This window comes from Hydrogenophaga atypica (assembly GCF_042665215.1).
Lineage (GTDB): Bacteria > Pseudomonadota > Gammaproteobacteria > Burkholderiales > Burkholderiaceae_C > Hydrogenophaga > Hydrogenophaga defluvii_A.
Genome location: NZ_JBHTCA010000022.1, coordinates 21,769 through 47,233, shown reverse-complemented (window position 1 = coordinate 47,233; position 25,465 = coordinate 21,769). Strand labels below are relative to the sequence as shown.

The following is a 25,465-nucleotide window of genomic DNA, read 5'->3' as shown; positions in this document are numbered from 1 at the left end:
CCATGCAGAACGTCACCCTGATCGGCTTCGGTGCCATCGGCCGCACGCTGTTCCAGCGCATGGCCGGTGTGCCAGGCCTGCGCATCACCCACATCGTGGTGCCCCCCGAACACGCGGCCGCCGCACGCGAACACGCGGGCGACGCCCAGGTGGTCTCCACGGTGCCTGTGGACACCGACCTTGTCGTTGAGTGCGCGGGCCACCAGGCCCTGACCGAACACGTGCTGCCGGCCCTGGCCCGTGGCACCGAATGCGCGGTGTTGTCCATCGGCGCACTCAGCGAGCCCGGCCTGCCCGAGCAGCTGGCCGAAGCCGCCGCGAAGGGCGGTACGCAGGTGCACCTGCTGTCGGGTGCCATCGGTGGGGTGGACGCCATCGCGGCCGCACGCATTGCCGGCCTGGACAGCGTGACCTACACCGGCCGCAAGCCACCCACCGGCTGGCGTGGCACCCCCGCTGAAGACGTCGTGAACCTCGACACCCTCACCGAGCCCACGGTGATCCTGGAAAACACGGCGCGCGAAGCGGCACGCCTGTACCCCAAAAACGCCAACGTGGCCGCCACCGTGTCGCTGGCCGGCCTGGGCCTGGACCACACCCAGGTGCGCCTGATCGCCGACCCCACGGTGACGGAAAACATCCACCACATCGACGTGCGTGGCGCCTTTGGCGAAATGCAGATCACCATGCGCGGCAAGCCCCTGCCCGACAACCCCAAGACCTCGGCGCTCACCGTTCTGTCGGCGCTGCGCTTCCTGCACAACCGCGTGGGCGCGGTCACGATATGAAGCGCACCCCTGCGCCGCTTCGCGTCACCCCCTCAAGGGGGCGGCACTGGCAGACCGGCAAAGCCGGATCTGCGGTGCCCCCGGCTATGACATTGGCGTATGGCCGTGTCTCATTCTGAGAAAGGCACCCTCTCCATGACTGAACAACTCAAGAGCTTCATCGCCGGCCAGTGGCGCGATGCCTCCGGCCCCGAATACACCACCGAATACCCACACGACGGCAGCATCGTCGCGCGCCTGAACGCCGCCACCGCCGCCGATGTGGACGAGGCGGTGCAAGCGGCCGAGAAGGCTCGCCACCAACCCGCCTGGGCCAAGCTCAAGCACCACGAGCGCGCCGGCATCCTCTACCGCATCGCCACCGGCATCCGCGAGCGCGCCGAGGAACTGGCCCAGCTGCAGCGCCTGGACAACGGCAAGCCCATCAAGGAATGCCGCGCCCTGGTGGCCAGCGCCGCCGGCACCTTCCAGTTCTTCGCTGCCGCCGCCGAAACCTGGGAAGACACCATCACCCCCTCGCGGGGCGACTTCGTGAGCATGAGCGTCAACGAGCCGCTGGGCGTCGTCGGGGCCATCACGCCCTGGAACAGCCCCATCGCCAGCGAGGCGCAAAAGCTCGCCCCCGCGCTGGCCGCTGGCTGCGCCATGGTGTTCAAGCCGGCCGAAATCACGCCGCGCATGGCGCTGGAGCTGGCCAAGATTTGCCAGCAGGCCGGCGTGCCCGACGGCATCGTCAGCGTGTTGCCTGGCAAGGGCTCCATCGTTGGCGACGCGCTGGTCAAGCACCCGCTGATCAAGCGCATCGCCTTCACCGGCGGCACCACCGTGGGCATGGGCATCCAGCGCCTGGCGGCCGAAAAGCTCATGCCCACCTCGCTGGAACTGGGCGGCAAGTCACCCACCATCGTGATGCCTGACGCCGACCTCGACCACGCGGTGGCCGGCGTGCTGTACGGCATCTTCAGTTCCTCGGGCGAATCGTGTATTGCCGGCTCGCGCGCCTTTGTGCACGAAAGCCTGTACGACGAGTTCAAGCGCCGCCTGCTCGAAGGTGTGAAGAAACTGCGCGTGGGCGACCCCTCGCGCGAAGACACACAAATGGGCCCGCTGGTCAACCTGGGGCACCGCGCCTCGGTCGAAAAATACGTGCAGCTGGGCCGCGACGAAGGCGGCACCGTGTTGTGCGGCGGCGAGCGCCCCACCGGCGGTTATTTCGACGGCGGCAGCTACTACCTGCCCACCATCTTCGAAGGCCTGCCCAACAGCGCCCGCATGTGCCAGGAAGAAATCTTCGGCCCGGTGCTGGCCCTGCTGCCCTGGAAGGACGAGGACGACCTGATCGCCCAGTGCAACGACAACATGTTCGGTCTGGCCTCGGGCATCTGGACGCGCGACTTCAAGAACGCCTGGCGCATCGGCCGCGCGCTGCAGACCGGCACCGTGTGGGTCAACACCTACAAGGTGTTCTCCATCAGCACGCCCTTCAGCGGCGTGAAGATGAGTGGCTACGGCCAGGAGAAGGGCCGACTCGGCATCCTGGAATACACCAGTCAGAAGAGCTTTTACTTCGGCCTCAACGAAGCGCCCATGCCTTGGGCCAACAGCTGAGAGGGACCCCATGATTGTTCGCCGCTCCCTTCTGGTGGCTTGTGCGCTCATTGCAGCGAGTGTCACCGCCCACGCGCAGACCGCCGCCGAAAAAGCCCTGGCCGCCGACAAGTTCACCCTGGTCGCGCCCTTCCCGCCCGGCGGCCCCATCGACACACTGGCGCGCATCATTGCCGATGGCCTGGGCAAACGCTACGGCCAGGTGGCGCTGGTGGACAACGCGCCGGGCGCGGCCGGCAACATTGGCATGGAGAAGGTGAAAAAAGCCAAGCCCGATGGCCACACCCTGCTGGTCATCCCCGCCGGCAACCTGACCATCAACCCCACGCTGATGCCGAAGTTCCCGTTCAACGTGGACAAGGACTTCGTGCCCGTGGCCATGCTGGCCAAGACGCCCAACGTGCTGGTCACGCACCCCGGCACCGGCCTCAAGTCGGTGGCCGATTTGATCAAAGCAGCCAAGGCGAAGCCCGACAGCCTGTCCTACGCCTCGCCCGGCATCGGCAGCGGCTTGCACCTGGCGGGCGAGTTGTTCAAAGACCAGGCCAAGGTCGAGATGCTGCACGTGGCCTACAAGGGCACACCGCCCGCGCTCAACGACGTGCTGGGCGGCACCGTGCCGCTGATGTTCAGCAACCTGCCCACCGTGTTGCCCCACCTCAAGAGCGGCAAGCTGGTGGCGCTGGCCGTGACCGACAGCACGCGCACGCCCAGCGCACCCGACGTCCCCACCATGACCGAGGCCGGCGTGCCCGGCATCGTCGTGCCCTCGTGGTACGGCCTGCTGGCGCCGGCCGGCACACCCACCGACGTGGCCGAGCAACTCGCCCGCGACGCGCAAGACATCCTGACGCAGCCCGCCGTGCGCGAGCAGCTCAAGGCCCAGGGCATGACCGAGTGGAACCTGCAGACCGGCGCTTTTGGTGCCCACATCCGCGACGAGACCGCGCGCTGGGCCAAGGTCATCAAGGCCCGCAACATCACGATGGAATAACGCAATGGATCTCGGCATTCAAGGCAAAAAAGCCCTGGTCTGCGGCGCCAGCGCCGGGCTGGGTTTCGCATGCGCCCAGGCGCTGGTGCAAGCGGGTGCGCACGTGGTCATCGTGGCGCGCACGGAAGGGCCCTTGCGTGAGGCGGCCGAACGACTGAACGCGATCGGCCCCGGCCGAGCCGAAGGCGTGGCGGCCGACGTCACCACCGATGAGGGGCGTGCGCGCATTTTCACGCAGCACCCGGACTTCGACATCGTCGTCACCAACGCCGGCGGCCCGCCGCCGGGCGACTTCCGCCAATGGAACCGCGACACCTGGCATGCCGCCATCGACGCCAACATGCTCGCGCCCATCGAACTCATCAAAGCCACCGTGGACGGCATGATGGCGCGCGGCTGGGGCCGCATCGTCAACATCACCTCCAGCGCGGTCAAGTCGCCGGTCGATGGCCTGGGCCTGTCCACCGGGGCGCGCAGCGGCCTGACCGGTTTTGTCTCGGGCCTGGCGCGCACGACGGTGGCCAAGGGCGTGACCATCAACAACATCCTGCCCGGCACCTTTGACACCGCGCGCCTGGCCGGCAACTTTGTGGCCCAGGCCCAGCGCGAAGGCAAAAGTGTGGAAGACGTCAAGGCCGCGCGCCTGGCCAAACACCCGGCCCACCGTTTTGGTCAACCCAGCGAGCTGGGCCACACCTGCGCCTTTTTGTGCAGCGCCCACGCGGGCTACATCAACGGGCAGAACCTGCTGCTCGACGGTGGCTCGTTCACCGGCGTTTTCTGAAGCCAGAACGCCCCATTTTTTTCACCCCGCCCTCAACCCTTCGTAGGAGCTTTTCATGAACGTCCGTCGCAAACTGCTCGTGGCTGCCGCCGCAGCCACCACCCTGGCCCTGGGTTCGGGGGCCGCTCTGGCCCAGGCCTACCCCAGCAAGCCCATCAGCATCATCGTGTCCTTCCCACCCGGGGGTGACACCGACGCCCTGGCCCGCGTGTTTGCTGAAAAGCTCTCGGCCCGCGTCGGCCAGCCCGTGGTGGTGGAAAACAAAACCGGCGCCAGCGGCACCATCGGCAACTCGTTTGTGGCCAAGGCCAACCCCGATGGCTACACCCTGCTGTTCACGCCCAACACCATGGCCACCGCACCGCTGGTGCTCAAGCCGGGCACCGGCGCGGTGTACGACCCGGTCAACGACTTCACCCCCATCATCCTGGCCGGCACGCAGTCGCTGTTCCTGGTGGTCAATTCGAGCACCGGTCTCACCAACCTGAAGGACTTTGTGGCCGCGGCCAAGTCGGGCAAGGTGCAGGCCTACGCCAGCCCCGGCAGCGGTTCGCCCATGCACATCCTGGGCGAAATGTTCAACAAGGCCGCAGGCGTGAAGCTGCAACAGATTCCCTACCGTGGCAGCGGCCCGGCCGTGATCGACCTGGTGTCGGGTCAGGTGCCGGCCTTCTACACCACGCTGGGTCCGGTGCAGCAGTACATCAGCAACGGCCGCCTGACCAACATCGGTGTGGCCGACCCCAAGCGTTCGCCGCTGCAACCCAACGTGCCCACCTTTGCCGAAGGTGGCGTGAAAGACGCCGAAGTGGGCGCTTGGCAAGGTTTTGTCGGCCCCAAAGGTTTGCCCGCCGACATCGTGCGCACCCTCAACGGCCACTTCAATGACATCCTGAAGATGCCCGATGTGCTGGACCGCATGAAGACCCTGGCCCTGATCCCGGCCGGTGGCGCACCCGATGCGCTGGCCAAGGTGGTGGTGGAGCACAACACCCGTTATGGCAAGGTCATCAAGGAAACGGGGATCATGGCGGATTAAGGCCCCACCCCCGTTTCTCGCTCACTTCGTGTAGCTCGAATCCCCCCTCAAGGGGGCGACACCAGCCGTCCGGCAGAGCCGGCCCGGCGGTGTCCACCCGGAGGGGACACTTCACGCGGCGCGTCTCGGCCGTCCAACAGTCTTGCCTTCGCACCATGACCGACCTCAGCTTATCGCTCGCCGACGATCCGGATTCGCAAATGCCTTTGCCGTTTCCGGCGGCGGTGGACTACGCACGCACCGTGATGGCGTGGTCGCGCGAGCCGCTGCCGGCAAGGGTGGTGGCCACGCTGGACCAGGCCTATGGGTCACACCGTCTGCAGCGTTTTGACGTGTACGCACCTGCCGGTGCACAGGCCGCACCGGTGCTGGTGTTCTGGCACGGCGGTGGCTGGACCAACGGCTACCGCGATTGGGTGCGTTTCATGGCGCCACATGTGGCGGCGCTGGGGTTGGTGCTGGTGGCACCGAGCTACCGCCTGGTCACCGAATGCCCTTTCCCCGCCGCGCCCGACGATGCACTTGCTGTGTTGGCCCACCTGCAACACACGCTGCCCACCTGGGGCGGTGCCCCGCGCCGGCTGCTGTTGGGCGGCCACTCAGCGGGCGGGCACCTCGCGGCGCTCACCGCTTTGCGCCACACACTGTGGCCACGTTGGGGCATCGCACCCGATCTGGTGGGTGGCTGCCTGCCCATCAGCGGCATCATGGACCTGCACGACCCACAACCCGCGCCTGGCAGCCTGGAAGAGCGGGTCTACACCACCGTGCTGCGTGGGCTGGACCCGCAGCAGGATGGCGTCTTCAGCCCCCTGTGCTGGGGCAGCGGCAACCGCGTGCCGTTTGACCTGGGCTTTGGCCAACACGACAGCCCCCGGGTGCAGCGTGGCAACCGCCGCCTCTTGCCCCTGTTGCAAACCCAGGCGCCACCGGCCTCCTTGACCGAATGGCCCGGCCTGGACCACTTTCAAACCCACACGCAACTGCGCGACCCGGACAACGCCTGGTACGGCCGCCTGCGCCAAATGGCTGATCGCCTGGCCTGAGCCTCAGGCGTCGGCTGGCACGGAGGTCGGGGTCCCCATGGCCGCGCGCCGCGCCAGCTCGCGTTTGGCATAGGCCGTGGGCGACAGGCCGGCCCAGCGCCGGAAAGCACGCGCGAACACCTTGTCGGATTCGTAACCCGCGTCCTGCACCACCTGCGCCAGCGGCAGGCGCCCGGCCTCCAGTTGCTCGGCCGCCAGCGCCATGCGGTGCGCCCCCAGGTAGCCCATGGGGGTGTCACCCACCAGGGCCTTGAAACGCTCGCTGAACCGCGAGCGCGACATGGCTGCCTCGCGCGCCAGTGCCTCCACCGTCCAGGCGCGCGCGGGGTCTCGGTGCATGTGGGTGATGGCGCGTGCGATGGCGGGGTCGGACAGCGCCCGCCACCAGCCGGCATCACTGGAACCCACGGCGCGCAGCAGGTGCTCGCGCAGGATGTTGACCAGCAGCAGCTCGCCCATGCGGCTGGCCGACAGCCGCCAGCCCGGGCGCTGGGCCAGGGTTTCGGTGACCAGCGCCTCCATGGTGCCGGCCAGGCTGCCGGCCATGGGCAACTCGCTGGCGCGCACATGGATGAGCGGGGGCAGGATGCGCAGCACCGAATGCCGGCAGTAGGCGGAGAACCACAACAGCGCACTGAACATCTCGCAGGCTTCGCCACCACCGCCGTGGCGCAGGGTGAGCGGCGCCTCGTCGCGGGCGCCGGGTGTGCGCTGCGCCAGCAGTTCCGCAAATGGCACGGCCGGCACGTCGGGGGCCGAACCCATGCGGTGCGGCGCGCCCAGCGGCAGCATCACCAGGTCACCCGGTGCCACACACACAGGCGCCCGGCCTGCCACCTCTATCCACCAGGGCGCACCACGGGCCATGCGGATGATGGCGCTGCCTGCCACACCGTCGGAGCGCAGGCCCCAGGGCGCGAACAAATGGAAGCGCGCCGTCACCGCGCGTTCGGCGCGGCAGATGGCCAGGATTTCGCTCAAAACATCCATGCAGAAACCGGGCGTCTAGTGGGTGAAACGGGCTGGACGAATCGTGCCCAATCGCGGCGTTGCGGCGGTTGAGCGCAGCGGGCGACGCTTGAACAATCACCCCCATCGTAAAGCCAGGAGGCCACATGGGCACATTGAAAATCGGAATCGCCGGAGGCGGTGTGGGTGGATTGGCCGCCGCCATCGCGCTGCGCCAGCAAGGCCACGACGTCACCGTCTTTGAGCAAGCCAAGGGCTTCTCGAAGGTGGGGGCCGACATCAACCTCACGCCCAACGTGGTGCGCGCCATCGACGGCCTGGGCGCCGGTGCTGCCATCCGCGAGCGCGGTGCCCGCCCCACCTTCCGCATCAGCCGCGACTGGGACACCGGCCGGGAAACCTCGCGCCTGGGCATGAGCGACGTGGCCGAGCAGCAGTACGGCGCGCCGCAGGTCACCATCCACCGTTCGGACATCATCAACGCGCTGGCCGAGCAGTTCCCGATGGACCAGATCCAGTTCGGCAAACGCATCCGTTCGCTGCAACAAGGCGACGACGGCGTGACCCTGGCGTTTGAAGACGGCAGCAGCGCCAGCTTCGACGTGGTGGTGGGCGCCGACGGCATCCACTCGCGCGTGCGCACCGCGCTGTTCGGCGAAGAGCACCCGCGCTTCACTGGCGTGGTGTCCTTCCGTTCGGTGGTACCCACCGAGCGCGTGAAGCAGGTGCCCGAGATCGAAGCCTTCACCAAGTGGTGGGGCCCCAACCCGCACAGCCAGATCGTCACCTTCCCGCTCAACCAGGGCAAGGACACCTTCATCTTCGCCACCACCGGCCAGGCCAGCTGGACCGAGGAATCGTGGACCAGCGAAGGCGACGTGAACGAGCTGCGCGGCTTCTACAAAGACTTCCACCCCGATGCGCGCGCGCTGCTCGACGCCTGCGACAGCACGCTCAAGAGCGCGCTGTACGAACGCGAGCCGCTGGCGCAGTGGTCGGTGGGCACGGTGACGCTGCTGGGCGATGCCTGCCACCCCATGCTGCCCTTCATGGCGCAGGGTGCGGGCATGGCGATTGAGGACGCCGTGGTGCTGGGCCGCGCGCTGGCCAACGTGTCCACCCGAGCCGAGGCCGCGCAGGCACTGCAACGCTACGAGAGCGCGCGCAAGGAGCGCACCGCCAAGATCCAGATCGGCTCGCGGGGCAACCAGTGGATGAAAGGCCCCGGCAACGCCGACTGGGTCTACGGCTACGACGCCTGGCGCACGCCCTTGTGACCGATCAGACAACACATCAACAACCTTTGGAGACCCCATGAAACACCCCCACAAACGCGCGCTGATCGCGGCCACGCTGGCCGCCTGTGTCTGGCCCACCCTGGGCATGGCCCAGAGTTTTCCCAGCAAAACGCTCACCATCGTCGTGCCCTTCCCGGCCGGTGGTGGCCCCGATGTGGCGGCGCGCGTGCTGGCCGAAAAGCTGGCCCCCAAACTCGGTCAGGCCGTGGTGGTGGAGAACAAGCCCGGTGCTGGCGCGCTGTTGGGTGCCGGCACGGTGGCGCGCGCCACCCCCGATGGCCACACCCTGCTGCTCACGCCCAACACGCTGGCCATTTCACCCCACGTGTTGGCGGCGAGTGCGGTCGGCAACCTCGATGTGCAGAAAGACCTGGTGCCCGTGGTCGCGCCGGCCACCACGCCGCTTGCACTCGTTGCGCACCCGACACTGGGCGTCAAGAACCTTACCGAACTCAGCGCCCTGGCCCGCACGAAGGTGGACATGACCTACGGCAGCCCAGGCAACGGCTCGCCCATGCACTTTGCGGGCGAGATGTTCAAGAAGTCGACCAACCTGAACCTGTTGCACGTGCCCTACCGTGGTGTGGCGCCGTCGTTGAACGCGGCACTGGCCGGCGAGGTGCAACTGCTGTTCGTGGCCCTGGGCGGCGCATTGCCCCACATCAAGGCGGGCAAGCTGGTGCCGCTGGCGGTGGTGGAGGACGAACGCTCCGCCCTCCTGCCCCAGGTGCCCACCGCCACCGAACAAGGTGTCAAGGGCGTGGAAGTGGCCGCCTGGTACGGCGTGTTCGCGCCCGCTGGCACACCCTCAGCGGCCATCACCCGACTGAACATGGAAATCAACGAAGCCCTCAAGCTGCCCGACGTGCGCGAGCGCTTCACCGGCGCGGGCCTCGAAGTGTTGGGCGGCACGCCCGCACGCCTGGCCGACTTCGTGAAGGCTGACCACCAGCGCTACGGTAGCCTGGCCCGCGAACTCAAGATCCGCGCGGACTGAATTCCCCCAACCACTGGAGACTCCCCGCCACGAAACCACAACTGATCGCCTGTGCCGCCGCGCTGCCCTGCAACCAAGCGGCCCTGGCGCAAGAACTTTGGCAACGGCTTTCAGGCGGGGCGCCACCTACAGCTTCGGGCGCGACAGCGTGAACGCCGGCCCCAGCCCGACCGGCACCAACTGCCCCGGACAAACCACCCCCGACAGCGACCTGTGGCACCTGGGTGCGTCCATGCCGGTGTCGCCCACGCTGACGCTGTCGGGCCAGGTGGTCACGCTGCGCTACAAAAACGCCAGCGACTACAACGCCACCCTGATGGCCTTGCGCGCCACCTACGCCTTCTCCAAGCGCACCAACGTGTTTGCGCAAGTGGGCCACATCAAGAACAACAAGGCCTCGGCCGTGGCGCTCAGCGGTGGTTCACCGGGCAGCAGCCCCGTGGCCGGTGCGTCACAAACCGGCCTGAACATCGGCTTCCAGACCGCGTTCTGATCCCGTTTCTCCAAGGTCATTGCCCCGGGCTCGCGTCCGGGGCTTTTTTTGTTTCACGGGTGAAAGTCAATTTCGCGGCAAATTGATATCACAATAATCACTTTAAAATGATTCACAGAAACCGGCCATCCTGCGCCAGTCAAGGGGGAAGATGTGTGGACACTGTGGGTCAATGCCGGCGCCAAAGAGCTGGCCAATATGCCGTTGGTGCTGCTGCAGTACACGGCCATTCTGGGTATCGTCGGCTTGGTGCTTATTGCCTACCGCGCTGCGCCCGCCCCGGCCCAGCGCACCCAGTACGTGTACGGCGCGGTCCTGGGCGTCGCCGGCTACCTGCTCACCCTGCTGGTGGCTGAGTTCATCCAGTCGCCTTCCAAACCCTACATCCGCAACGACCTGTTGTTTCTGGCCTGCCTGCTGGGGGGCTGGCGCGGCGGTGGCATCGCGTTTGTGCTGTTGGTGCTGGCGCGGTGGCAATTTGGTGGCAGCGCCCAGATGCCCGCCGCGACGCTGGACCTGATGCTGTTTTTTGCCAGTGGCCTGGTGGCCCACTGGGTGGTGCGAAACCGTTCGGTGCTGGAACTCCGATGGCACCATCTGCTGCTGGTATGGCTGGTGCGTGTCGCCACGGGCTTGTTGTCGGTGGGTGTCATTGCCCTGCTGGGCTGGCTGCCCACGTCGCTCGTCTACCAGGTGACCGCGCTGCGCGTGTTCGGTGCCTTGCCTGCGTTGGCGCTGCTTGCCGGGCTCTACACCCTCTTCCGGCTTGATGCCCAGCACCACGTGCTGTTGCAACGCGAGCGCGACCGCGGCCAATTGCACCCGCTCACCGGCCTGCCGAACCGCCGCGCCATGCTCGACCACCTGCAATCGCTGTTTGCCGAAACACCCGCACGGCCCCACACCCTGGTGCTGCTGGAGTCGGCCAACTATGTCGAGATGCTGCTCGCGCAGGGCCACAGTTGGGCCGACAGCATGTGGCGCGAGGTGGCCGCCCACATGAACGGCGCCGCGTTGCCACACACCTTGTCGACCTGCCGGCCCCGGGTGTTTCAGTTCACCGACACCGCGCTGGCCGTGGTGTTGCATGGCGTGTCCAGCCAGGAGGTGGAGCACAAGGAGCTGGCCCAGGCGCTGCACCACAGCCTGCACCTGATCTGGCGCGAGGCGGGCAACCAGCCGCACCAGCCGCAGCTGCGGCTGACCGTGACGCCGCTGCACAGCCCCGACCACACCACCGCCGCCGAAGCCATGCGCGACGCCAGTCTGCTGCTGCAACAACGCATCGACCTGGGCGAGCCGGTGCACTTTTTCCACCGGGGGTTTGCGCAGCAGGCGGCGCTGGATTCGGTGGTGCTGTCACAGGTGCTGCAATGGATAGACACCGGCCAGCCGCCCATGGCCTACCAACCCAAATGCCACCTCGCCACGCTGCAGGTCAAAGGCGCCGAAGCCTTGTTGCGCCCTGCGCCGATTGACGGCACCCCCATCTCGCCCTCACACGTGCTGGCCGTGGCGGCCCGCCATCGCCTGTTGCCCGCGCTGGAGTGGAGCACCGTGGTGGCCGTGGTGCGCGATGCCCAGCGTTGCTGGCAGGAATCACCCGGGCTGAGCCTGTCGGTCAACATCTCGGGCGCGTCCTTGTCCACCCCGGGTTTTGCCGAGCGGGTGCAGGCCCTGCTGCACGACGCGCACCTGCCGCCCAGCACACTCACCATGGAGCTGACCGAATCGAGCCCGCTGCCCGATGTGGCGTCGGTCAAAACCAACCTGCGCACCCTCCACGCCTGTGGCATCGCCATGTCGCTGGACGATTTTGGATCGGGCTACTCGGGCCTGAGCGTGTTGGCCCACCACCCGTTTGCCGAGGTCAAGATCGACCAGCACATGGTGGCCATGATCGACGTGCCGCGCATGAAGTCGGCCATACAGATCGCGCTGGACACCGCCCGCCACTACGACGCCCGTTTTGTGGCCGAAGGCGTGGAAACCGAAGCACAGCGCGACACCCTGGCCGGCATGGGGGTGGACACCGGCCAGGGTTATCTGTTTGCCGCGGCCCTGCCCATCCAGGACTTTCTGGCGTTCGTTCGGCAGTCGCTGTTGCCCCGTCAGAGCGCTTTGCCGCTGCCGGCCTGAAGCTGCGCCTGGGCCAGGCTTTTGAGCCGGCGGCGCAGGCGCACGATGCCGGTGTCGTGCGCGTACAGGAACTCGCGGTGGTTGGCGTCGGGCTCCATGGCCTCCACGGCCACGCGGTCCTGCTCCAGCACGTTCCAATGGCGTTGCTCCAGCCGGTTTTTGTAGAGGAAACGCCAGGTGTCGCGCTGCCAGCCCTGCACCTTGCGGCAGCGCCAGAAGAAGACCTCGCTCACGTTTTTCTCAGCCGGGGCAAAGGCGCCCACGATGGCGAAGTTGCCGCCCGGGCCACCTGTCTTGGGGTAGGGAATTTCCAGGTGCATGGTGTGGATGTGGCCACTCTCGCGCCACTCGGTCCAGTCGAAGTTGACGTCGCGCTGGCCCTTCTTCTCGAAGATGAAACCCGTGGGCACATCGCGCACCTGGAACTCGGCGCTGATCTCGCCCTCGCTCATGGTGTGCGACTGCTTGTGCAGGTAAGCCCCGTGCATGGGGTCCATCACGTTGTCGATGACGTAGCGGTAGTCGCAACCCCATTCCACGTAGCACAGGAAACTGGACAACTCCGGCGACGTCAGTTCTTCCGGCAACACCAGCGGCGGTGGCGAGGGCAGGTGCGGGTCGGTGGCGTTGAACAGGAAGATGGCACCGTTGGACTCGGTGACGTGGAAACGCCGCGTGGCCTTGGAGCCTTCCAGCTTGCAGCCGGGGCTGCCCGGCACGCGGGTGACGGTGCCGTCTTCTCGCACCTCCACCCCGTGGTAAGGGCAGGCGATGCGGTCACCCAGGATGACGCCCATGGACAGCGGCGCACCCCGGTGTGGGCAGTGGTCTTCCAGCGCGTGCAGTGTGCCGGCCTGGTCGCGCCACAGGGCGATTTTGTAGCCCAGGCGGCGGATGGACACGGGGTTCTCTTTCACGTGCGCTGAAGGCAGCACCGGGAACCACAAGTCCTTGAGGCCACGCTCCAGGGCCTGGTCCACCGGGTCGAGTTGGGCGTTGATGGCGATGGTGTTCATGTGTGTGTCTCCCGGTTCAGGCGCCCAGACGGGCCATTTCGTCGCAGTAGGTCGTGGCCGTCCAAGGTTGCCCGTTGGGGCCGGACGGCCCCCCTTCGTTGAGGAAGGCCACCAGGCGTTCGAGGTCGTGGATACCTGCGGCGAAGGCGCGTTCGATGCTGTCGCCCAGCAGGCTCTCATAGGCCGTGGGCGGTGCGCTGCGGTTCTGGAAGGTGTCGTTGGACAAGGTGCGCATGGGTGCCTCCATCAGCGTTTGATCTGGGCCAGCGGGTGGCTGGGCGGGTAGGTGGGGGTGACCGGTTTGGCGTTGCCCACGATCACACACATCAGCGCTTCTTCGTCACCGATGTTGATGACGCCGCGGTACACGCCCACGGGCCAGGAAATCAGGTCGCGCTCGCCGGCTTCCATCTCCCAGCTTTCGCCATTGAGCTCGGCGATCAGCTTGACGCGGCCGCGCAGCACGAAGAACACCTCCTCCACGTCGGTGTGGATGTGCAGCGGGCCTTCGGCGCCGGCCGGCAGGATCATGGTGGAGAAGGTGAAGTGCTCGGCCGGCACGGTGTTCTCGTCGCTGGCCACACCGGTGGCGCCGGTGCCCACGTAGCGCATCTGGGCGCGGCGGTATTTCGGGTCGAGGTCGGCCTGAAACTTCAGGGCGTCCCAGTCGTAGCGCCGGGTGGCGCGGGTGGCCACGCGGCTTGTCATCCATTGCGAGAGGTTCATGCCGGCGGGCGGCTGGTAGGTGGCGGTGCTCATCAACAACTCCTGGTGTGGCGGTTTATTCGTTCCACTAAAGAAACAACAACTCTTTTGTGAAACGTGCCGCCATTACATCGCCAGCAACTCCAGACAACAAGCGCCAAAGCACGCACTTTTGAACCGAAGTGCTGGCAAGTTGATCTGCATCAAACCGCTTTTTCACACCCAAAACAGCCGGTTTACCGGTGTGCTTTTCACCCTAGGGATTACCCGTCCCGCGCGTGCACTGATGGCCTGAATCAAAAACACTGATTGGTCAGTTGCAGCATTTCGGCCTACGCTGTGACCACAACATCTGCAACAACAGACCGCACACCTTTCCTCGCGCCCGATCCCGTTCGCTGGCTTCGGCGCCCCGGACGGTGGAACGCTTGCCTTAAACCAGGCTGCGCAGCCACGCCGCGCATTCGGGCGCCGCCTGCACCGGCCAGCTCACCACGATGCGGGTGTCGCCACGCTGCACCTCCACGCGGATGTCTTGGCGGGCCCCGAACAGGCGGGCCCAGAAGCCGGGCGCGGGCACCTGCGTGGCCCCTGCGGGCACGGACAGTGGTGCCGCAGGCGCAGCAGCCACCGGTGCAGGGGCAGCGGCCTGAGTGGCAGCGGTTGCCGCCGGCACCTCAGGCGCTGGTACCTGCGCTGGCACAGGTGCGGCGGCAGCGGGCACCGCAGGCCGGTCAGCACCCGCCAGGCGCGCAGCGGCATTCACCCCGAATTCGTCCCACAGCCGGTCGGCCTTGGTTTTCATCACGCCCAGGCCGAAGGTGCCCATGCGGCCCAGCACATCGACCTTGACCTTCATGCGCAGCTCGGTGCCGCCACCGTCGCGCTCGGCCAGCCACATCTCGCTGACCTGCTTGAGCGAGCTGGCCACCGAGGTGTCTTCGCCCGTGCCTTCGGCGCGCAGGTAACGCGTCTCGTCGCGTTCGACGATGCGCGTCTTGAGCTTGAAGCGCGCACTGATGAAGGAGATCTTCACCTTCATCACGGCCACGTATTCGCTGTCGCTGACGACCTCGATGGATTCCATGCCGGGCACACAGGCGCCCATGGCATTGGGGTCGAGCAGCAGGGCCCACACGCGCGCGGGTGGCGCGTCCAGGGACAGGGTCTTTTCAATTTCCATGCATCTTCTCCGAAGCGTCGAGAACGGACTCGACGATCTGCGCGTAACCGGTGCAGCGGCACAGGTTGCCGTTGAGGCCGTGGCGTACCTCGTCCACCGTGGGCCGGGGGTTGTCTTTCAACATCGAGCAGGTGGCCATCACCATGCCCGGCGTGCAGTAGCCGCACTGCAGGCCGCCGCAGCGCATGAAACTTTCCTGTATCGGGTGCAAGCTGTCGCCCTGCGACAGGCCTTCGATGGTGGTGATGGCCTTGCCCTTGGCCCGCACCGCCAGACTCAGGCAGGACTTCACCACCTTGCCGTCCACCAGCACCGAGCAGGCACCGCAAATGCCGGTTTCGCAACCGCGCTTGGTGCCGGGCAGGGCCAGGTCGTCGCGCAGGAAATCGCTCAGCAGGCGGCGGGCGGGCACGGTGGCTTGCACGGCCTCGCCGTTGACGGTGAGGGATATCGTGTGTTGGCTCATGGCTGCTCCTGGGTCAGGCCAAACAGTTGGGCGAGGCTGCGACGTGCAACCACACCCACGATGTGGCGGCGGTAGTCGGCGCAGCCGCGCGCGTCGTCCACCGGCGTGATGTCGGCGGCCACGATGGCAGCGGCTTCGGCGATCAGGTCGGCGGTGATGGTCTGGCCGACCAGGCAGGCTTCGGCACTCGCCACACGGGTGGGGACGGGGGTAGATGCGCCAACCGCAATGCGCACCTCCGTGCACACGCTGCCTTGCCGCCGTGCGAGCAGCGCCACACTGGCCAGCGGCCGGTGTTCGGCGGCGGTGCGCAGGTGGCGGGTGTAAAGGCCGGTGGCATCGGGCGCGAGCGGAGGCACGCGGATCTCGGTCAGCAGCTCGTCCGGCTCCAGTGCGGTGGTGTAGTAGTCCACCAGGAAGTCGGCCATGGGCAACACACGGTCGCCACGAGCGCTGCTCAGCACCACCTGCGCATCGAGCGCCAGCAGGCAGCCGGGCGGATCGGTGGCGGGGTCGGCATAGCAGAGGTTGCCACCGAGGGTGCCCTGGTGGCGCACCTGTGGGTTGGCCACGCGCGAGGCCATGCTGGCCAGCATGGGCCACTGCGCGCGGATCAACGACGAAGCGGCCACCTCGGCGTGGGTGCACAAGGCACCAATGCGCAGCCAACCGCTGCCATCGGCGCTGATGCCACGCAGCGGCTGCAGGTGGCCCACCGATACCAGGTGGCTGGGCGTGAGCATGCGCTGGCGCATGGCCAGCATCAGCGCTGTGCCGCCAGCGATGACGCGGCAGTCTTCGCCCAGGTCGGCCACCATTTGGCTGGCCTCTGCCACGCTGGTGGGTTCGAGGAAATCAAAATCAAGCATGCTGGCTCTCCGGACGTTGGGCGCGCAACGCGGCCAGCACCTTCTCAGGTGTGATGGGCAGATCGGTGATGCGCACGCCCACGGCGTCAAACACCGCGTTGGCGATGGCAGGTGCGCCCGGCAGGATGGCGGTTTCGCTCGCGCCCTTGGCACCCAGCGGGCCGTTGGGGTCGTTGGATTCCACCAGGCCGCCGCGCAGCAGCGGAATGGCGTCTGCGGTGGGCATGTTGTAGTCGGCAAAGTTGCCGTTGGCGATGCGCCCGCCTTCCACCTGCAGCTGTTCGTACAACGCCCAGCCGAAGGCCTGGGCCGTGGCACCGTTGCTCTGGCCGTGGATGGCCAGCGGGTTGAAGGCCTTGCCGCAGTCGTCGGAGACAAAGCTGTCCACCACACTCACCTGGCCGGTTTCCGTGTCCACCTCCACTTCCACCACCTGCGCGGCAAACGAGTAGGCGGCGGCAATGTTGCCCATCAGCGTGGCGGGATCGAACATCTGGGTTTGTGGGTCCCAGCTGCCGCTGACTTGCAGGCCTTCGCCGCCATGACGCCAGATGTGCTGACGCACCACGTCGCCCAGCGGCTTGGCGCGTGTGGGTTCGCCAATCACGCGCACCTGGCAGTCGGCGATTTCGAGTTGCTCGGCTTCACAGCCGAGCAGGCCGGCGGCCACGTCGAACAGCTGCGCCTTGGCTTTGCGTGCGGCCACCAGGGCGGCGTTGCCGCCTGACATGGTGACGCGCGACGCCAGTGTGCCGATGGCGAACGGCGAGGTGTCGGTGTCCGGTGGCGCCACGTGCACGTGGGCCAGCGGGATGTTCAGTTCGTGCGCCACCACCTGTGCCAGCATGGTGGCCGCTCCCTGGCCCATGTCGCATTCACCGCTGAGCACCACCGCGCGGCCGTCTTCGTTGAGACGCAGCACCACGGTCGAGCCGTCCCAGTTGCCCATGGTGCGGTTGCCGCTCACGTGCATGGCGGCGGCCACGCCGACGCCACGGCGTTTGACGCCGGTCTGGCCGGCGGCACTGCGGGCACGCCGTGTGTGCCAGTCCATGGCTTTGGTGCACTGGTCCAGGCATTCGCGCAGCCCCGTGCTGCCGATCTTCCAGCCGTGCACCGAGGTGTCGCCAGCCTGCACCGCGTTGAGCTTGTGCACTGCCACCGGGTCCAGCCCCAGTTCGCGCGCCATGGTGTCGATGTGGCTGTTGAGGGCAAACAGCATCTGCGTGCCACCAAAACCCCGGAACGCGCCGTGTGGCGGTGTGTGGGTGTAGACCAGGGTGGCGTGCGAACGCACGTGTTGCAGGCGGTGCATGTTGTCGCTGCGCATGGCGCTCACGTGCATCACCTCGGGCGCGAGGCCCGCGTAGGCGCCACACTCGGCGACGATGCGCACGTGTTTGGCCACGATGCGGCCATCACGTTTCATGCCCAGCTTGAGGGTGATGCGTTCGGGCACGCTGCTGGGCGTGGCCAGAAAATCTTCCAGCCGGTTGTTCACCAGCCGCACCGGCTTGCCCGTCTTGAGCGCGAGCAGGCCACACACCAGCTGGTTGTCGTCTTCGACGATCTTGCCGCCGAAGCCGCCACCCGTCATGGCCTGCATCACCCGCACGCGCGAGACCGGCAGGCCCAACACGGTGGCGATGCGGCCGCGTGCGAGGAACACGGACTGCGTTGAGGTCCAGACCTGCAAGCGGCCGTCGCCATCCAACGCGGCCACGGTAGCCATGGGCTCAAGGTAGCCAGGGTACTGCGCGTGGGTGCTGTAGGTGGCCTCATGGACCAGATCGGCCTCGGCAAAGCCCGCGTCGACGCTGCCGCGTTCGAAACGGATGTCGTGCGCGATGTTGTTGCGGCCCGGGTGCACGCCCGGCGCTTCCTCGTCCAGCGCCTCGTCGGGCGAGAGGATGGCGGGCAGCTCTTCGTACTCGATCTGGATCAGGTCCAGCGCGTCGCGCGCTATCTCGTCGGACGTGGCGGCTACGGCAGCCACTTCCTCGCCCGCAAAGCGCACCACGCCTTTGGCCAACACGGCACGTTCCTTCTTGTGCACGCCCCACAGCGTGTCGGGGGCGTCGTCACCGGTGAGCACCGCCTTCACCCCCGGCAGCGCACGCGCCGCTGTCGCGTCGATGGAGACGATGCGCGCGTGCGGATAGGGGCTGCGCAGCACCTTGCCATGCAGCATGCCCGGCAGCTTGACGTCGCCCGCGTACACCGCGCGGCCCGACACCTTGGCACGGGCGGAGAGTTGGGGCACCTCCGTGCCCAGGGTCGAGGCGCTCATGGTCATTCGGCGGTGACGCCCAGTTCCTTGATGAGCTTGCCCATCTGCTCGTGCTCGGTGGCATTGGTCTTGCCCAGCACGTCCGGCGCGCCACCGGCGGGCAACGCGCCGAACGTGGCCATCTTCTCCACCACGTCGGGCATCTTCACGATCTCGTTGAGGTGGGTGTTGAGCAACTTGATCACGTCCGCCGGCGTGCCCTTGGGCGCAAAGAAGCCGTTCCACGCGCCCACCACCACGTCCTTGTGGCCCTGTTCGGCCAGCGTGGGGATGTTGGGTGCCAACGGCGAACGCTTGGCATCGGCAATGGCCAGAGGGACCAGCTTGCCAGTGGCCACGTACTGGGTGATGGGACCGAGCGTGACCCAAGCCGTGGCCACATGGCCGCCAACCACGTCATTGACCGACGGACCCACACCCCGGTACGGCACGTGCGCGATCTTCACGCCCGCGCTGCGGTTGAGCCACTCGGCGACGACGTGCATGGGCGAGCCCGCCCCCGGGCTGGCGTAGCTGAACGGCTTACCGGCCTTCACGGCGGCGACCATGTCCGGCACGGTTTTCACGCCAGCGCTGGGGTGAGCCACCAACACCAGCGGCTGTGTCGCCATCTTGATCACCGGCTCGAAGCCATGGAGCACGTCGTACTGGTTGCCCGCCGACAGCTTCATCACAAAAGGCGCGGTGGTGAAGGGGTTGGGCGTGAACAACAGGGTGTAGCCGTCGGCCCTGGCTTTGCCCACAAAACTGTTGCCCACCGTGCCACCGGCCCCGGGCTTGTTCTCCACGATGACCGGCTGCTTGAGGCGCTGCGAGAGCTTGTCGGCGAACAGGCGCGCCATGGCGTCGGTGTCGCCACCCGGCGGGTAACCCACCACCACGCTGATGGGTTTTTCGGGGTAGCTCTGCGCATTCGCGGCACCGGCGACCACGGCGCCGACGGCCATGACAACGGCCAAACACTGACGACGATCCAGTTTCATCTTTCACTCCTGAGAAGCGAGGCACATGGGGGAGGTCCAGCCGACGGCAGGCCGGCGTGGCACGGTGTGCGCACAAACGTGGGACACGCTTTCGACGCGTCGCCATCGTAGGCGTATTTTGTTGTGTCGTCAACATTTGTTGATCGGTCTACGATACGCGGCGTAAGATCGGGGCATGAGCCGACCACGTTCTCCCGCACGACCACCTGAGCCCCATGCCGCTCCCCCTTGCCCCTGGGACGATCTTTCGCCAGAAGGCACGGGCCTGGACGTGCACAACTTCCTGACCACGCTGTTCAGCCACACCAGCAACGGGCTGCGGCGCAGCATCACGCTGCCCTATGCGGAGCGTTTTGATTTGTCGGTATCGGAGTGGCGCCTGCTGTCGGTGCTTGCGGCGGCCGGCACGCTGCCTTTCCCGGAGCTGGTGGCGGAATCGGCGGCCGACAAGGCGCAGGTCAGCCGCACGCTGCAGCTGATGGCCAAGCGAGGCTTGGTGGATGTGGTGACACCACCGGCCGGGCGCAAAGGCATGGTGGTGGCCATGACGCCAGCGGGCCAGGCGCTGTACGAGCGCATCATGCCGGAGGCGCAACGCAGTCAGGCTGCCATGATCCTGACGCTGTCACCCCACGAACGCCGCACGCTGTATGAGGTGCTGCGCCGCCTGCGCGCGCAGTGCGGCGAGGCAGCGGGGAAAGACGAGGAATGAGGTGTGCGGCGCGGCCGCACACGGGGCTCAAAGGTCGAGCACCAGACGGGCCGATTTGCAGCCCGAAACGCAGACCATCATCATCTTGTTGCTGGCGTGCTCGGAGGCGCTGAGCACGGAATCGCGGTGGTCGGGCTCGCCTTCCAGCACGCGGGTTTCGCAGGCGCCACAAATGCCTTCCTCGCAGCTGTGGTCCACGTCGATCTTGTGGTCCAGCAGGGTGTGCAGCAAGGACTTCGCGGGCGTGATCTCGATGACCTTGCCCGAGCGCTTGAGCTCCACCGTGTAGCTTTGTTTGGCATCGGCCGAGGCAGCCACTTCCACGGCGGCAAAACGCTCGATGTGGGCGTTGGTGTGACCCAGCGCCTCGCAGGTGGCGACAAAGTTGTCGAGCATCACCGAAGGACCGCAGGCGTAGAAGTGGGTGTTTGCAACGCCACCCTTGTTGCCCAACAGCGCCTTGAGGTCCGGTGGGCCACCCTTTTCGACGTCGAAGTGCCAGTGCACCGGCACGCCCAAGGCTTCGATCTCGGCGGTGAGCGCGGCACTCTGGCGCGAGCGCGCAAAGTACAACACCTCAAAGGACTTGCCCAGCTGCTGCAGGCGGCGGCCCATGCACAGGATGGGGGTGACGCCAATGCCACCGGCCACCAGCACGGTGTGGCCGGCGTCTTCGTGCAGCGGGAAGTTGTTGCGCGGTGCGTCGATGGTGAGCTTCAGGCCCACACGCAGTTGGTCGTGCACACAACGCGAGCCACCCCGGCTGGCCTTGTCCTTGAGCACCGCCACCACGTAGCGGTGGGTTTCGCCCGGCGCATTCAGCAGCGAGTAGCTGCGCACCAAACCGTTGGGCAGGTGCAGATCGATGTGGGCGCCCGCCGTGAAGGCAGGAAAGGCGCTGCCGTCGACCGGTCGCAACTCGATGCCGAGGATGTCGTCGGCTTCAAAACGCAGGGTGTGGACAAAGGCTTGCAGGGTCTGGCTCATGGGAACACTTTCAGGCGGAGGCGGCTTGACGTTCCAATTGTGCCTGCGCCAGTTTCTTCATGTGGCGGCGCAGGCGCACGATGCCCATGTCGTGTGCGTACAGGTGCTCGTGCTGGTTGGCGTCGGGCTCCATGTTTTCCATGGCAATGCGGTCTTGCTCCAGCACGTCCCAGTGGCGTTTTTCCAGGCGGTTCTTGTAGAGGAAACGCCAGGTGTCGCGCTGCCAGCCCTGCACCTTGCGGCAACGCCAGAAGAACACCGCCGTCACGTTTTTCTCGGCCGGCGAGAAGGCGCCAATGATGGTGAAGTTGCCGCCGGGGCCACCCGTCTTGGGGTATGGAATTTCCAGGCGCATGGTGTGGATGCCGGTGTCGGTCCACTCGGTCCAGTCGAAGTTGACGTCGCGCTGGCCCTTCTTCTCGAAGATGAAGCCGTTGGGCACGTCGCGGATCTGGAACTCGGCCGTGTTTTCGCCTTCGGCCATGGTGTGCGACTGCTTGTGCAGGTACACGCCGTGCATCGGGTCCATCACGTTGTCAATAACGTAGCGGTAGTCGCCTGCCCACTCCACGTAGCACAGGAAGTTGGACCACTCGGGCGAGGTCAGCTGCTCGGGCAGGCGCAGCGGCGGCGCTTCGGCCAGGAAGGGATCGGTGGCGTTGAACAAGAAGATGGCGCCAGCGGCTTCCACCGCGTGGAAGCGGCGGGTGGCCTGGCTGCCTTCGAGCTTGCAGCCCGGACTGCCCGGCACGCGCACCGCCACACCATCGGTGCACACCTCGACACCGTGGTAAGGGCAAGCAATGCGGTCGCCCAGGATCACGCCCAGCGACAGCGGCGCGCCGCGGTGCGGGCAGCGGTCTTCGAGCGCGTGCACCTTGCCGGTGTTGTCACGCCACAGCGCGATCTTGTAGCCCAGGCGGCGCAACGAGATCGGGCTTTCCTTGAGGAAGTTCGACGGGCAGACGGGGTACCACAGGTCCTTGAGGCCCACTTCCAGCGCCTGGTCAACCGGGTCCAGCATCACGTTGATGGTTTGCGTGTTCATGTCGTGCTCCTTGTGCTTCAGGCGCCCAGGCGGGCCATTTCCTGTTGGTAGCTGGCGGTCGTCCAGGGCTGGCCGTTGGGGCCGGCAGGGCCACCTTCGTTGAGGAAGGCCACCAGACCTTCGAGGTCGTGGATACCGGCGGCAAAAGCGCGCTCGATGCTGTCACCCAACAGGCCTTCGTAAGCGGTGGGCGGCGCCGTGCGGTTCTGGTGGGTCTCGTTGTAAAGGGTGCGGTTCAGCATGGATGCCTCCTTCAGGCCTTGGGTTTGTCGGTCATGAACTTGCCGCTGGGCGCTTCGGCGTTTTTCTGGCGGCGGGTGTTGCCGTCGATGCCCCCCTTGATGGCCCATTCGGCGAACACGGTGGGGCCGGGTGTGAATTCGCGCGGCTGCCAGTCGGCGGTCAGCTCGTCCTCGTCGGTGTAGTACTCCCACAGCGCGCCGGCAGGGCTTTCGTAGTACCAGAACATGGCCGACGAAATGGGGTGGCGGCCCGGGCCCAGTTCGGTGTGCCAGCCCTGGCGCGACATGTTCAGCCCACCACCAATGACCTCGTGCAGGTCGCGCACGGTGAAGGCGACGTGGTTCAAGCCCACGCGTTTGTCAGGTGTTTCCAGCAGGAACAGGTCGTGGTGGCCACCGTTGGGCGCGCAGCGCATGAAATGGCCCCGGTTGGGGTAACGGTCGGAGACGACAAAACCCAGGCACTGCTCGTAGAAAGCCGTCATGGCCGCCAGGTCCTTGACGAAAAAGACCACGTGGCCCACCTCGACGGGCGTGGCGCGGTCGTAGGCCGGAGCCGGCTGGTTGACGCGCACGCGGTCGGTCCAGGTGTTGGTTTTGGCGGCGGTCAGTGCCACCGGGCGTTTGCGGCTGACCTGAACCCGCACGGCCAGGCCGTTGGGATCGGTGCAGCCCACGCGGTCGCCGCTGTCCACGAAGCCGGGTTGCGATTTGAATTTTTCGCGGATGGCGTCCAGATCGGCTTGCGTCTGCACGCCCCAAACCACCTCGCGCAAAGTCGGGTCCGGCTCGATGCCTGGCGGCAGACCGGGCGTGTCGGACGCGGCCGCGATCACGCGGCAGCCGTTGAGCGATTCGTACACCAGCTTCTGCGCCGACGCGCTGACCTGGGTGAGGCCCCAGTCGCCAAAGAAACGCTGGCAGGCCGCCAGGTCCAAAGCCCCAAAGCTGACTTCGTCGATACCTTCCACGCTCATGGCTGCCATCCTTGTGTGTGATGAAGCCCGACCGTCGGGTGGTTCATCTATAAAACATAGTTTCTTTATTGAAACGTTGCACAAATTATAGGAGCGTGCCTTGGGCTGTGGCAAAGGGTTAACCCTTGCTTTTGGTCGGATTTGACGCGGCGCGGCTTCAGTCGTCGTCCCCGGCGCCGGTGACCACCCGCCGAATGGCATCGGCAGAAAAGCCCCGCGTGGTCAGGAAACGCATCTGCCGGGCGCGTTCGTGCGGGTCGGCGGCGGGTTGGCCAAACTTGCGCCGCCAGACCTCGCGCGCCCGGGCCTCTTCGGTGGCACGCAACTCATCCACCGCCTCCGCCACCAGCTCGGCCGGCAGGCCCTTGGCGTTCAACTCGGCGCGCACGCGCTGGGTGCCCAGGCGTTCGGCACGGCGGTGCACCACGCTTTGCACCACACGGGCCTCGTTGATGAAGCCCTTGGCCTGCAGCTCATTCAGCGCCTGGGCCAGCTCGCCGGGCACGGTTTCGTGGGCCTGCAGCTTGCGCTCCAGTTCGGCCCGCGAATGTTCCCGGCTGGCCAGCAGGCGCAGGGCGCGGCCCTTGAGGGAAGGCGCCCCGAAGCCTAAGCGCTCACCCATGCTTATTCAGCGTCCTCGGCGGCCACCACCGGCACACTGGCCGGATCGAACGCCGGCAGCAGGGGCACGCCCACGGCTTCGCGCACCTTGTTCTCGATCTCGTGGCGCAGGGCGGGGTTTTCGCGCAGAAATTCGCGCGCGTTGTCGCGGCCCTGGCCAATCTTCTCGCCTTGGTAGGCGTACCAGGCACCGGATTTGTCGATGATCTTGTTGGCCACGCCCATGTCGATGATCTCGCCTTCGCGGCTGATGCCCTCACCGAACAGGATGTCGAACTCGGCCGTCTTGAACGGTGGCGAGACCTTGTTCTTCACCACCTTGACCTTGGTTTCGTTGCCGATGGCGTCGTCGCCCTTCTTGATGGTGCCGGTGCGGCGGATGTCCAGACGCACCGAGGCGTAGAACTTGAGCGCATTGCCGCCGGTGGTGGTTTCGGGGCTGCCGAACATCACGCCAATCTTCATGCGGATCTGGTTGATGAAGATGACCATGCAGTTGGTCTTTTTGATGGTCGCGGTCAGCTTGCGCAGTGCCTGGCTCATCAGGCGGGCCTGCAGGCCGGGCAGGCTGTCGCCCATGTCGCCCTCGATTTCGGCCTTGGGCGTGAGCGCGGCCACGGAGTCCACCACGATCAGGTCCACCGCGCCGGAGCGCACCAGGCTGTCCACAATTTCGAGCGCCTGTTCGCCGGTGTCGGGCTGGCTGATCAGCAGGTCTTGCAGGTTCACGCCCAGCTTCTGGGCGTACTGCACGTCCAGCGCGTGTTCCGCATCCACAAAGGCGCAGGTGCCGGCCAGTTTCTGCATCTCGGCGATCACCTGCAGGGTCAGCGTGGTCTTGCCCGAGGATTCCGGGCCATAAATTTCGACCACCCGGCCGCGCGGCAGTCCCCCCACGCCCAAGGCGATGTCCAGACCCAGCGAGCCGGTGGAGACGACCTGGATGTCCTCGATCACCTCGCCTTCGCCCAGCCGCATGATGGTGCCCTTGCCAAACTGCTTTTCGATCTGGGCCAAGGCCGCCTGCAAGGCCTTGGCTTTTTCGGTGTTCAGGGCTTTGGTGGGTGCATCCATGACTTTTCCTTCTTTAATGTAGAGCAATGTGAACTTTTTACCTGCATTCAGAGCCGGTTTGGCGCTGCGTTGAAGCGAAGTTTATCTGTGAATACATTTTTATTAACACGTTTTTTAGTCAGTTTGCATTACCATTT

The 25,465-nt window shown here is 66.4% G+C and carries 26 protein-coding genes; 11 read left to right on the top strand and 15 right to left on the bottom strand.

Annotated elements, in window-relative coordinates:
- The first annotated feature begins 2 nt into the window (after positions 1 to 2).
- The 6 genes from ACFQPB_RS19330 to ACFQPB_RS19305 all read left to right on the top strand — a co-directional run bounded on the left by ACFQPB_RS19330 (position 3) and on the right by ACFQPB_RS19305 (position 6,259).
- On the top strand, positions 3 to 788 hold the full coding sequence (locus ACFQPB_RS19330) for an aspartate dehydrogenase (RefSeq protein WP_382226804.1): 786 nt from the start codon (positions 3 to 5) through the stop codon (positions 786 to 788).
- Positions 789 to 923: 135 nt separating this feature from the next.
- Positions 924 to 2,396 (top strand): aldehyde dehydrogenase, encoded by a 1,473-nt coding sequence (locus ACFQPB_RS19325; protein ID WP_382226801.1) that lies wholly within the window; start codon positions 924 to 926, stop codon positions 2,394 to 2,396.
- 10 nt (positions 2,397 to 2,406) lie between these two features.
- Positions 2,407 to 3,390, top strand: a complete 984-nt coding sequence (locus ACFQPB_RS19320) for a Bug family tripartite tricarboxylate transporter substrate binding protein (RefSeq protein ID WP_382226798.1) — start codon at positions 2,407 to 2,409, stop codon at positions 3,388 to 3,390.
- A gap of 4 nt (positions 3,391 to 3,394) precedes the next feature.
- Positions 3,395 to 4,174: an SDR family oxidoreductase gene (locus ACFQPB_RS19315; RefSeq protein ID WP_382226795.1), complete on the top strand. Its 780-nt coding sequence runs from the start codon at positions 3,395 to 3,397 to the stop codon at positions 4,172 to 4,174.
- 55 nt (positions 4,175 to 4,229) lie between these two features.
- Positions 4,230 to 5,213, top strand: coding sequence for a Bug family tripartite tricarboxylate transporter substrate binding protein (locus ACFQPB_RS19310; RefSeq protein WP_382226792.1), 984 nt, complete (start codon positions 4,230 to 4,232; stop codon positions 5,211 to 5,213).
- A 155-nt stretch (positions 5,214 to 5,368) separates the two neighbouring features.
- On the top strand, positions 5,369 to 6,259 hold the full coding sequence (locus ACFQPB_RS19305; protein ID WP_382226789.1) for an alpha/beta hydrolase: 891 nt from the start codon (positions 5,369 to 5,371) through the stop codon (positions 6,257 to 6,259).
- 3 nt (positions 6,260 to 6,262) lie between these two features.
- Here the strand turns inward: ACFQPB_RS19305 and ACFQPB_RS19300 are convergent, their stop codons facing one another.
- Positions 6,263 to 7,249, bottom strand: coding sequence for an AraC family transcriptional regulator (locus tag ACFQPB_RS19300; RefSeq protein WP_382226786.1), 987 nt, complete (start codon positions 7,247 to 7,249; stop codon positions 6,263 to 6,265).
- A gap of 125 nt (positions 7,250 to 7,374) precedes the next feature.
- Here ACFQPB_RS19300 and ACFQPB_RS19295 point away from each other — a divergent pair, with 125 nt between their 5' ends.
- The 4 genes from ACFQPB_RS19295 to ACFQPB_RS19280 all read left to right on the top strand — a co-directional run bounded on the left by ACFQPB_RS19295 (position 7,375) and on the right by ACFQPB_RS19280 (position 12,155).
- Positions 7,375 to 8,505, top strand: coding sequence for an FAD-dependent monooxygenase (locus ACFQPB_RS19295; RefSeq protein WP_382226784.1), 1,131 nt, complete (start codon positions 7,375 to 7,377; stop codon positions 8,503 to 8,505).
- 37 nt (positions 8,506 to 8,542) lie between these two features.
- The gene (locus tag ACFQPB_RS19290) at positions 8,543 to 9,523 is read left to right on the top strand and encodes a Bug family tripartite tricarboxylate transporter substrate binding protein (RefSeq protein ID WP_382226781.1); all 981 of its coding nucleotides are present in this window, start codon (positions 8,543 to 8,545) and stop codon (positions 9,521 to 9,523) included.
- 97 nt (positions 9,524 to 9,620) lie between these two features.
- Positions 9,621 to 10,016, top strand: a complete 396-nt coding sequence (locus tag ACFQPB_RS19285; RefSeq protein ID WP_382199633.1) for a porin — start codon at positions 9,621 to 9,623, stop codon at positions 10,014 to 10,016.
- Between the two features lie 153 nt (positions 10,017 to 10,169).
- The gene (locus tag ACFQPB_RS19280; protein ID WP_382226778.1) at positions 10,170 to 12,155 is read left to right on the top strand and encodes an EAL domain-containing protein; all 1,986 of its coding nucleotides are present in this window, start codon (positions 10,170 to 10,172) and stop codon (positions 12,153 to 12,155) included.
- Here ACFQPB_RS19280 and ACFQPB_RS19275 read toward each other — a convergent pair.
- The 8 genes from ACFQPB_RS19275 to ACFQPB_RS19240 all read right to left on the bottom strand — a co-directional run bounded on the left by ACFQPB_RS19275 (position 12,128) and on the right by ACFQPB_RS19240 (position 19,667).
- On the bottom strand, positions 12,128 to 13,171 hold the full coding sequence (locus tag ACFQPB_RS19275; protein WP_382226776.1) for a Rieske 2Fe-2S domain-containing protein: 1,044 nt from the start codon (positions 13,169 to 13,171) through the stop codon (positions 12,128 to 12,130). The two genes, ACFQPB_RS19280 and ACFQPB_RS19275, sit on opposite strands and share 28 nt — an antisense overlap.
- Before the next feature lie 16 nt (positions 13,172 to 13,187).
- Positions 13,188 to 13,406: a recombinase-like helix-turn-helix domain-containing protein gene (locus ACFQPB_RS19270; RefSeq protein WP_382226772.1), complete on the bottom strand. Its 219-nt coding sequence runs from the start codon at positions 13,404 to 13,406 to the stop codon at positions 13,188 to 13,190.
- A gap of 11 nt (positions 13,407 to 13,417) precedes the next feature.
- On the bottom strand, positions 13,418 to 13,930 hold the full coding sequence (locus ACFQPB_RS19265) for a cupin domain-containing protein (RefSeq protein ID WP_382226769.1): 513 nt from the start codon (positions 13,928 to 13,930) through the stop codon (positions 13,418 to 13,420).
- A gap of 379 nt (positions 13,931 to 14,309) precedes the next feature.
- Positions 14,310 to 15,059: a CoxG family protein gene (locus tag ACFQPB_RS19260; protein ID WP_382226766.1), complete on the bottom strand. Its 750-nt coding sequence runs from the start codon at positions 15,057 to 15,059 to the stop codon at positions 14,310 to 14,312.
- Positions 15,049 to 15,525, bottom strand: a complete 477-nt coding sequence (locus tag ACFQPB_RS19255) for a (2Fe-2S)-binding protein (protein ID WP_382226764.1) — start codon at positions 15,523 to 15,525, stop codon at positions 15,049 to 15,051. The genes ACFQPB_RS19260 and ACFQPB_RS19255 overlap by 11 nt, the downstream gene beginning before the upstream one ends.
- Positions 15,522 to 16,394: an FAD binding domain-containing protein gene (locus tag ACFQPB_RS19250; protein WP_382226761.1), complete on the bottom strand. Its 873-nt coding sequence runs from the start codon at positions 16,392 to 16,394 to the stop codon at positions 15,522 to 15,524. The genes ACFQPB_RS19255 and ACFQPB_RS19250 overlap by 4 nt, the downstream gene beginning before the upstream one ends.
- A complete protein-coding gene (locus tag ACFQPB_RS19245) occupies positions 16,387 to 18,690 on the bottom strand; it encodes a xanthine dehydrogenase family protein molybdopterin-binding subunit (protein WP_382226758.1) in 2,304 nt (767 codons plus the stop codon). Before ACFQPB_RS19245 ends, ACFQPB_RS19250 begins: the two co-directional genes overlap by 8 nt.
- Complete coding sequence (locus ACFQPB_RS19240) at positions 18,687 to 19,667, bottom strand: Bug family tripartite tricarboxylate transporter substrate binding protein (RefSeq protein ID WP_382226756.1); 981 nt, start codon at positions 19,665 to 19,667, stop codon at positions 18,687 to 18,689. Before ACFQPB_RS19240 ends, ACFQPB_RS19245 begins: the two co-directional genes overlap by 4 nt.
- Before the next feature lie 175 nt (positions 19,668 to 19,842).
- Here ACFQPB_RS19240 and ACFQPB_RS19235 point away from each other — a divergent pair, with 175 nt between their 5' ends.
- Positions 19,843 to 20,379 carry a MarR family winged helix-turn-helix transcriptional regulator gene (locus ACFQPB_RS19235; RefSeq protein ID WP_382226753.1) on the top strand — a complete coding sequence of 179 codons (537 nt, stop codon included), beginning with the start codon at positions 19,843 to 19,845 and terminating at the stop codon, positions 20,377 to 20,379.
- A 27-nt stretch (positions 20,380 to 20,406) separates the two neighbouring features.
- Here ACFQPB_RS19235 and ACFQPB_RS19230 read toward each other — a convergent pair whose 3' ends face one another.
- The 6 genes from ACFQPB_RS19230 to recA form a co-directional block, all read right to left on the bottom strand.
- Positions 20,407 to 21,366: a PDR/VanB family oxidoreductase gene (locus ACFQPB_RS19230; protein WP_382226750.1), complete on the bottom strand. Its 960-nt coding sequence runs from the start codon at positions 21,364 to 21,366 to the stop codon at positions 20,407 to 20,409.
- A 10-nt stretch (positions 21,367 to 21,376) separates the two neighbouring features.
- The gene (locus ACFQPB_RS19225; protein ID WP_382226747.1) at positions 21,377 to 22,414 is read right to left on the bottom strand and encodes a Rieske 2Fe-2S domain-containing protein; all 1,038 of its coding nucleotides are present in this window, start codon (positions 22,412 to 22,414) and stop codon (positions 21,377 to 21,379) included.
- A gap of 17 nt (positions 22,415 to 22,431) precedes the next feature.
- Complete coding sequence (locus ACFQPB_RS19220) at positions 22,432 to 22,656, bottom strand: recombinase-like helix-turn-helix domain-containing protein (protein ID WP_382226745.1); 225 nt, start codon at positions 22,654 to 22,656, stop codon at positions 22,432 to 22,434.
- Positions 22,657 to 22,667: 11 nt separating this feature from the next.
- On the bottom strand, positions 22,668 to 23,633 hold the full coding sequence (locus tag ACFQPB_RS19215; RefSeq protein ID WP_382199619.1) for a VOC family protein: 966 nt from the start codon (positions 23,631 to 23,633) through the stop codon (positions 22,668 to 22,670).
- A gap of 157 nt (positions 23,634 to 23,790) precedes the next feature.
- Positions 23,791 to 24,255: a recombination regulator RecX gene (gene recX / locus ACFQPB_RS19210; RefSeq protein ID WP_382226742.1), complete on the bottom strand. Its 465-nt coding sequence runs from the start codon at positions 24,253 to 24,255 to the stop codon at positions 23,791 to 23,793.
- A 2-nt stretch (positions 24,256 to 24,257) separates the two neighbouring features.
- Positions 24,258 to 25,328: a recombinase RecA gene (gene recA, locus ACFQPB_RS19205; RefSeq protein ID WP_382226739.1), complete on the bottom strand. Its 1,071-nt coding sequence runs from the start codon at positions 25,326 to 25,328 to the stop codon at positions 24,258 to 24,260.
- Positions 25,329 to 25,465: the final 137 nt, after the last annotated feature.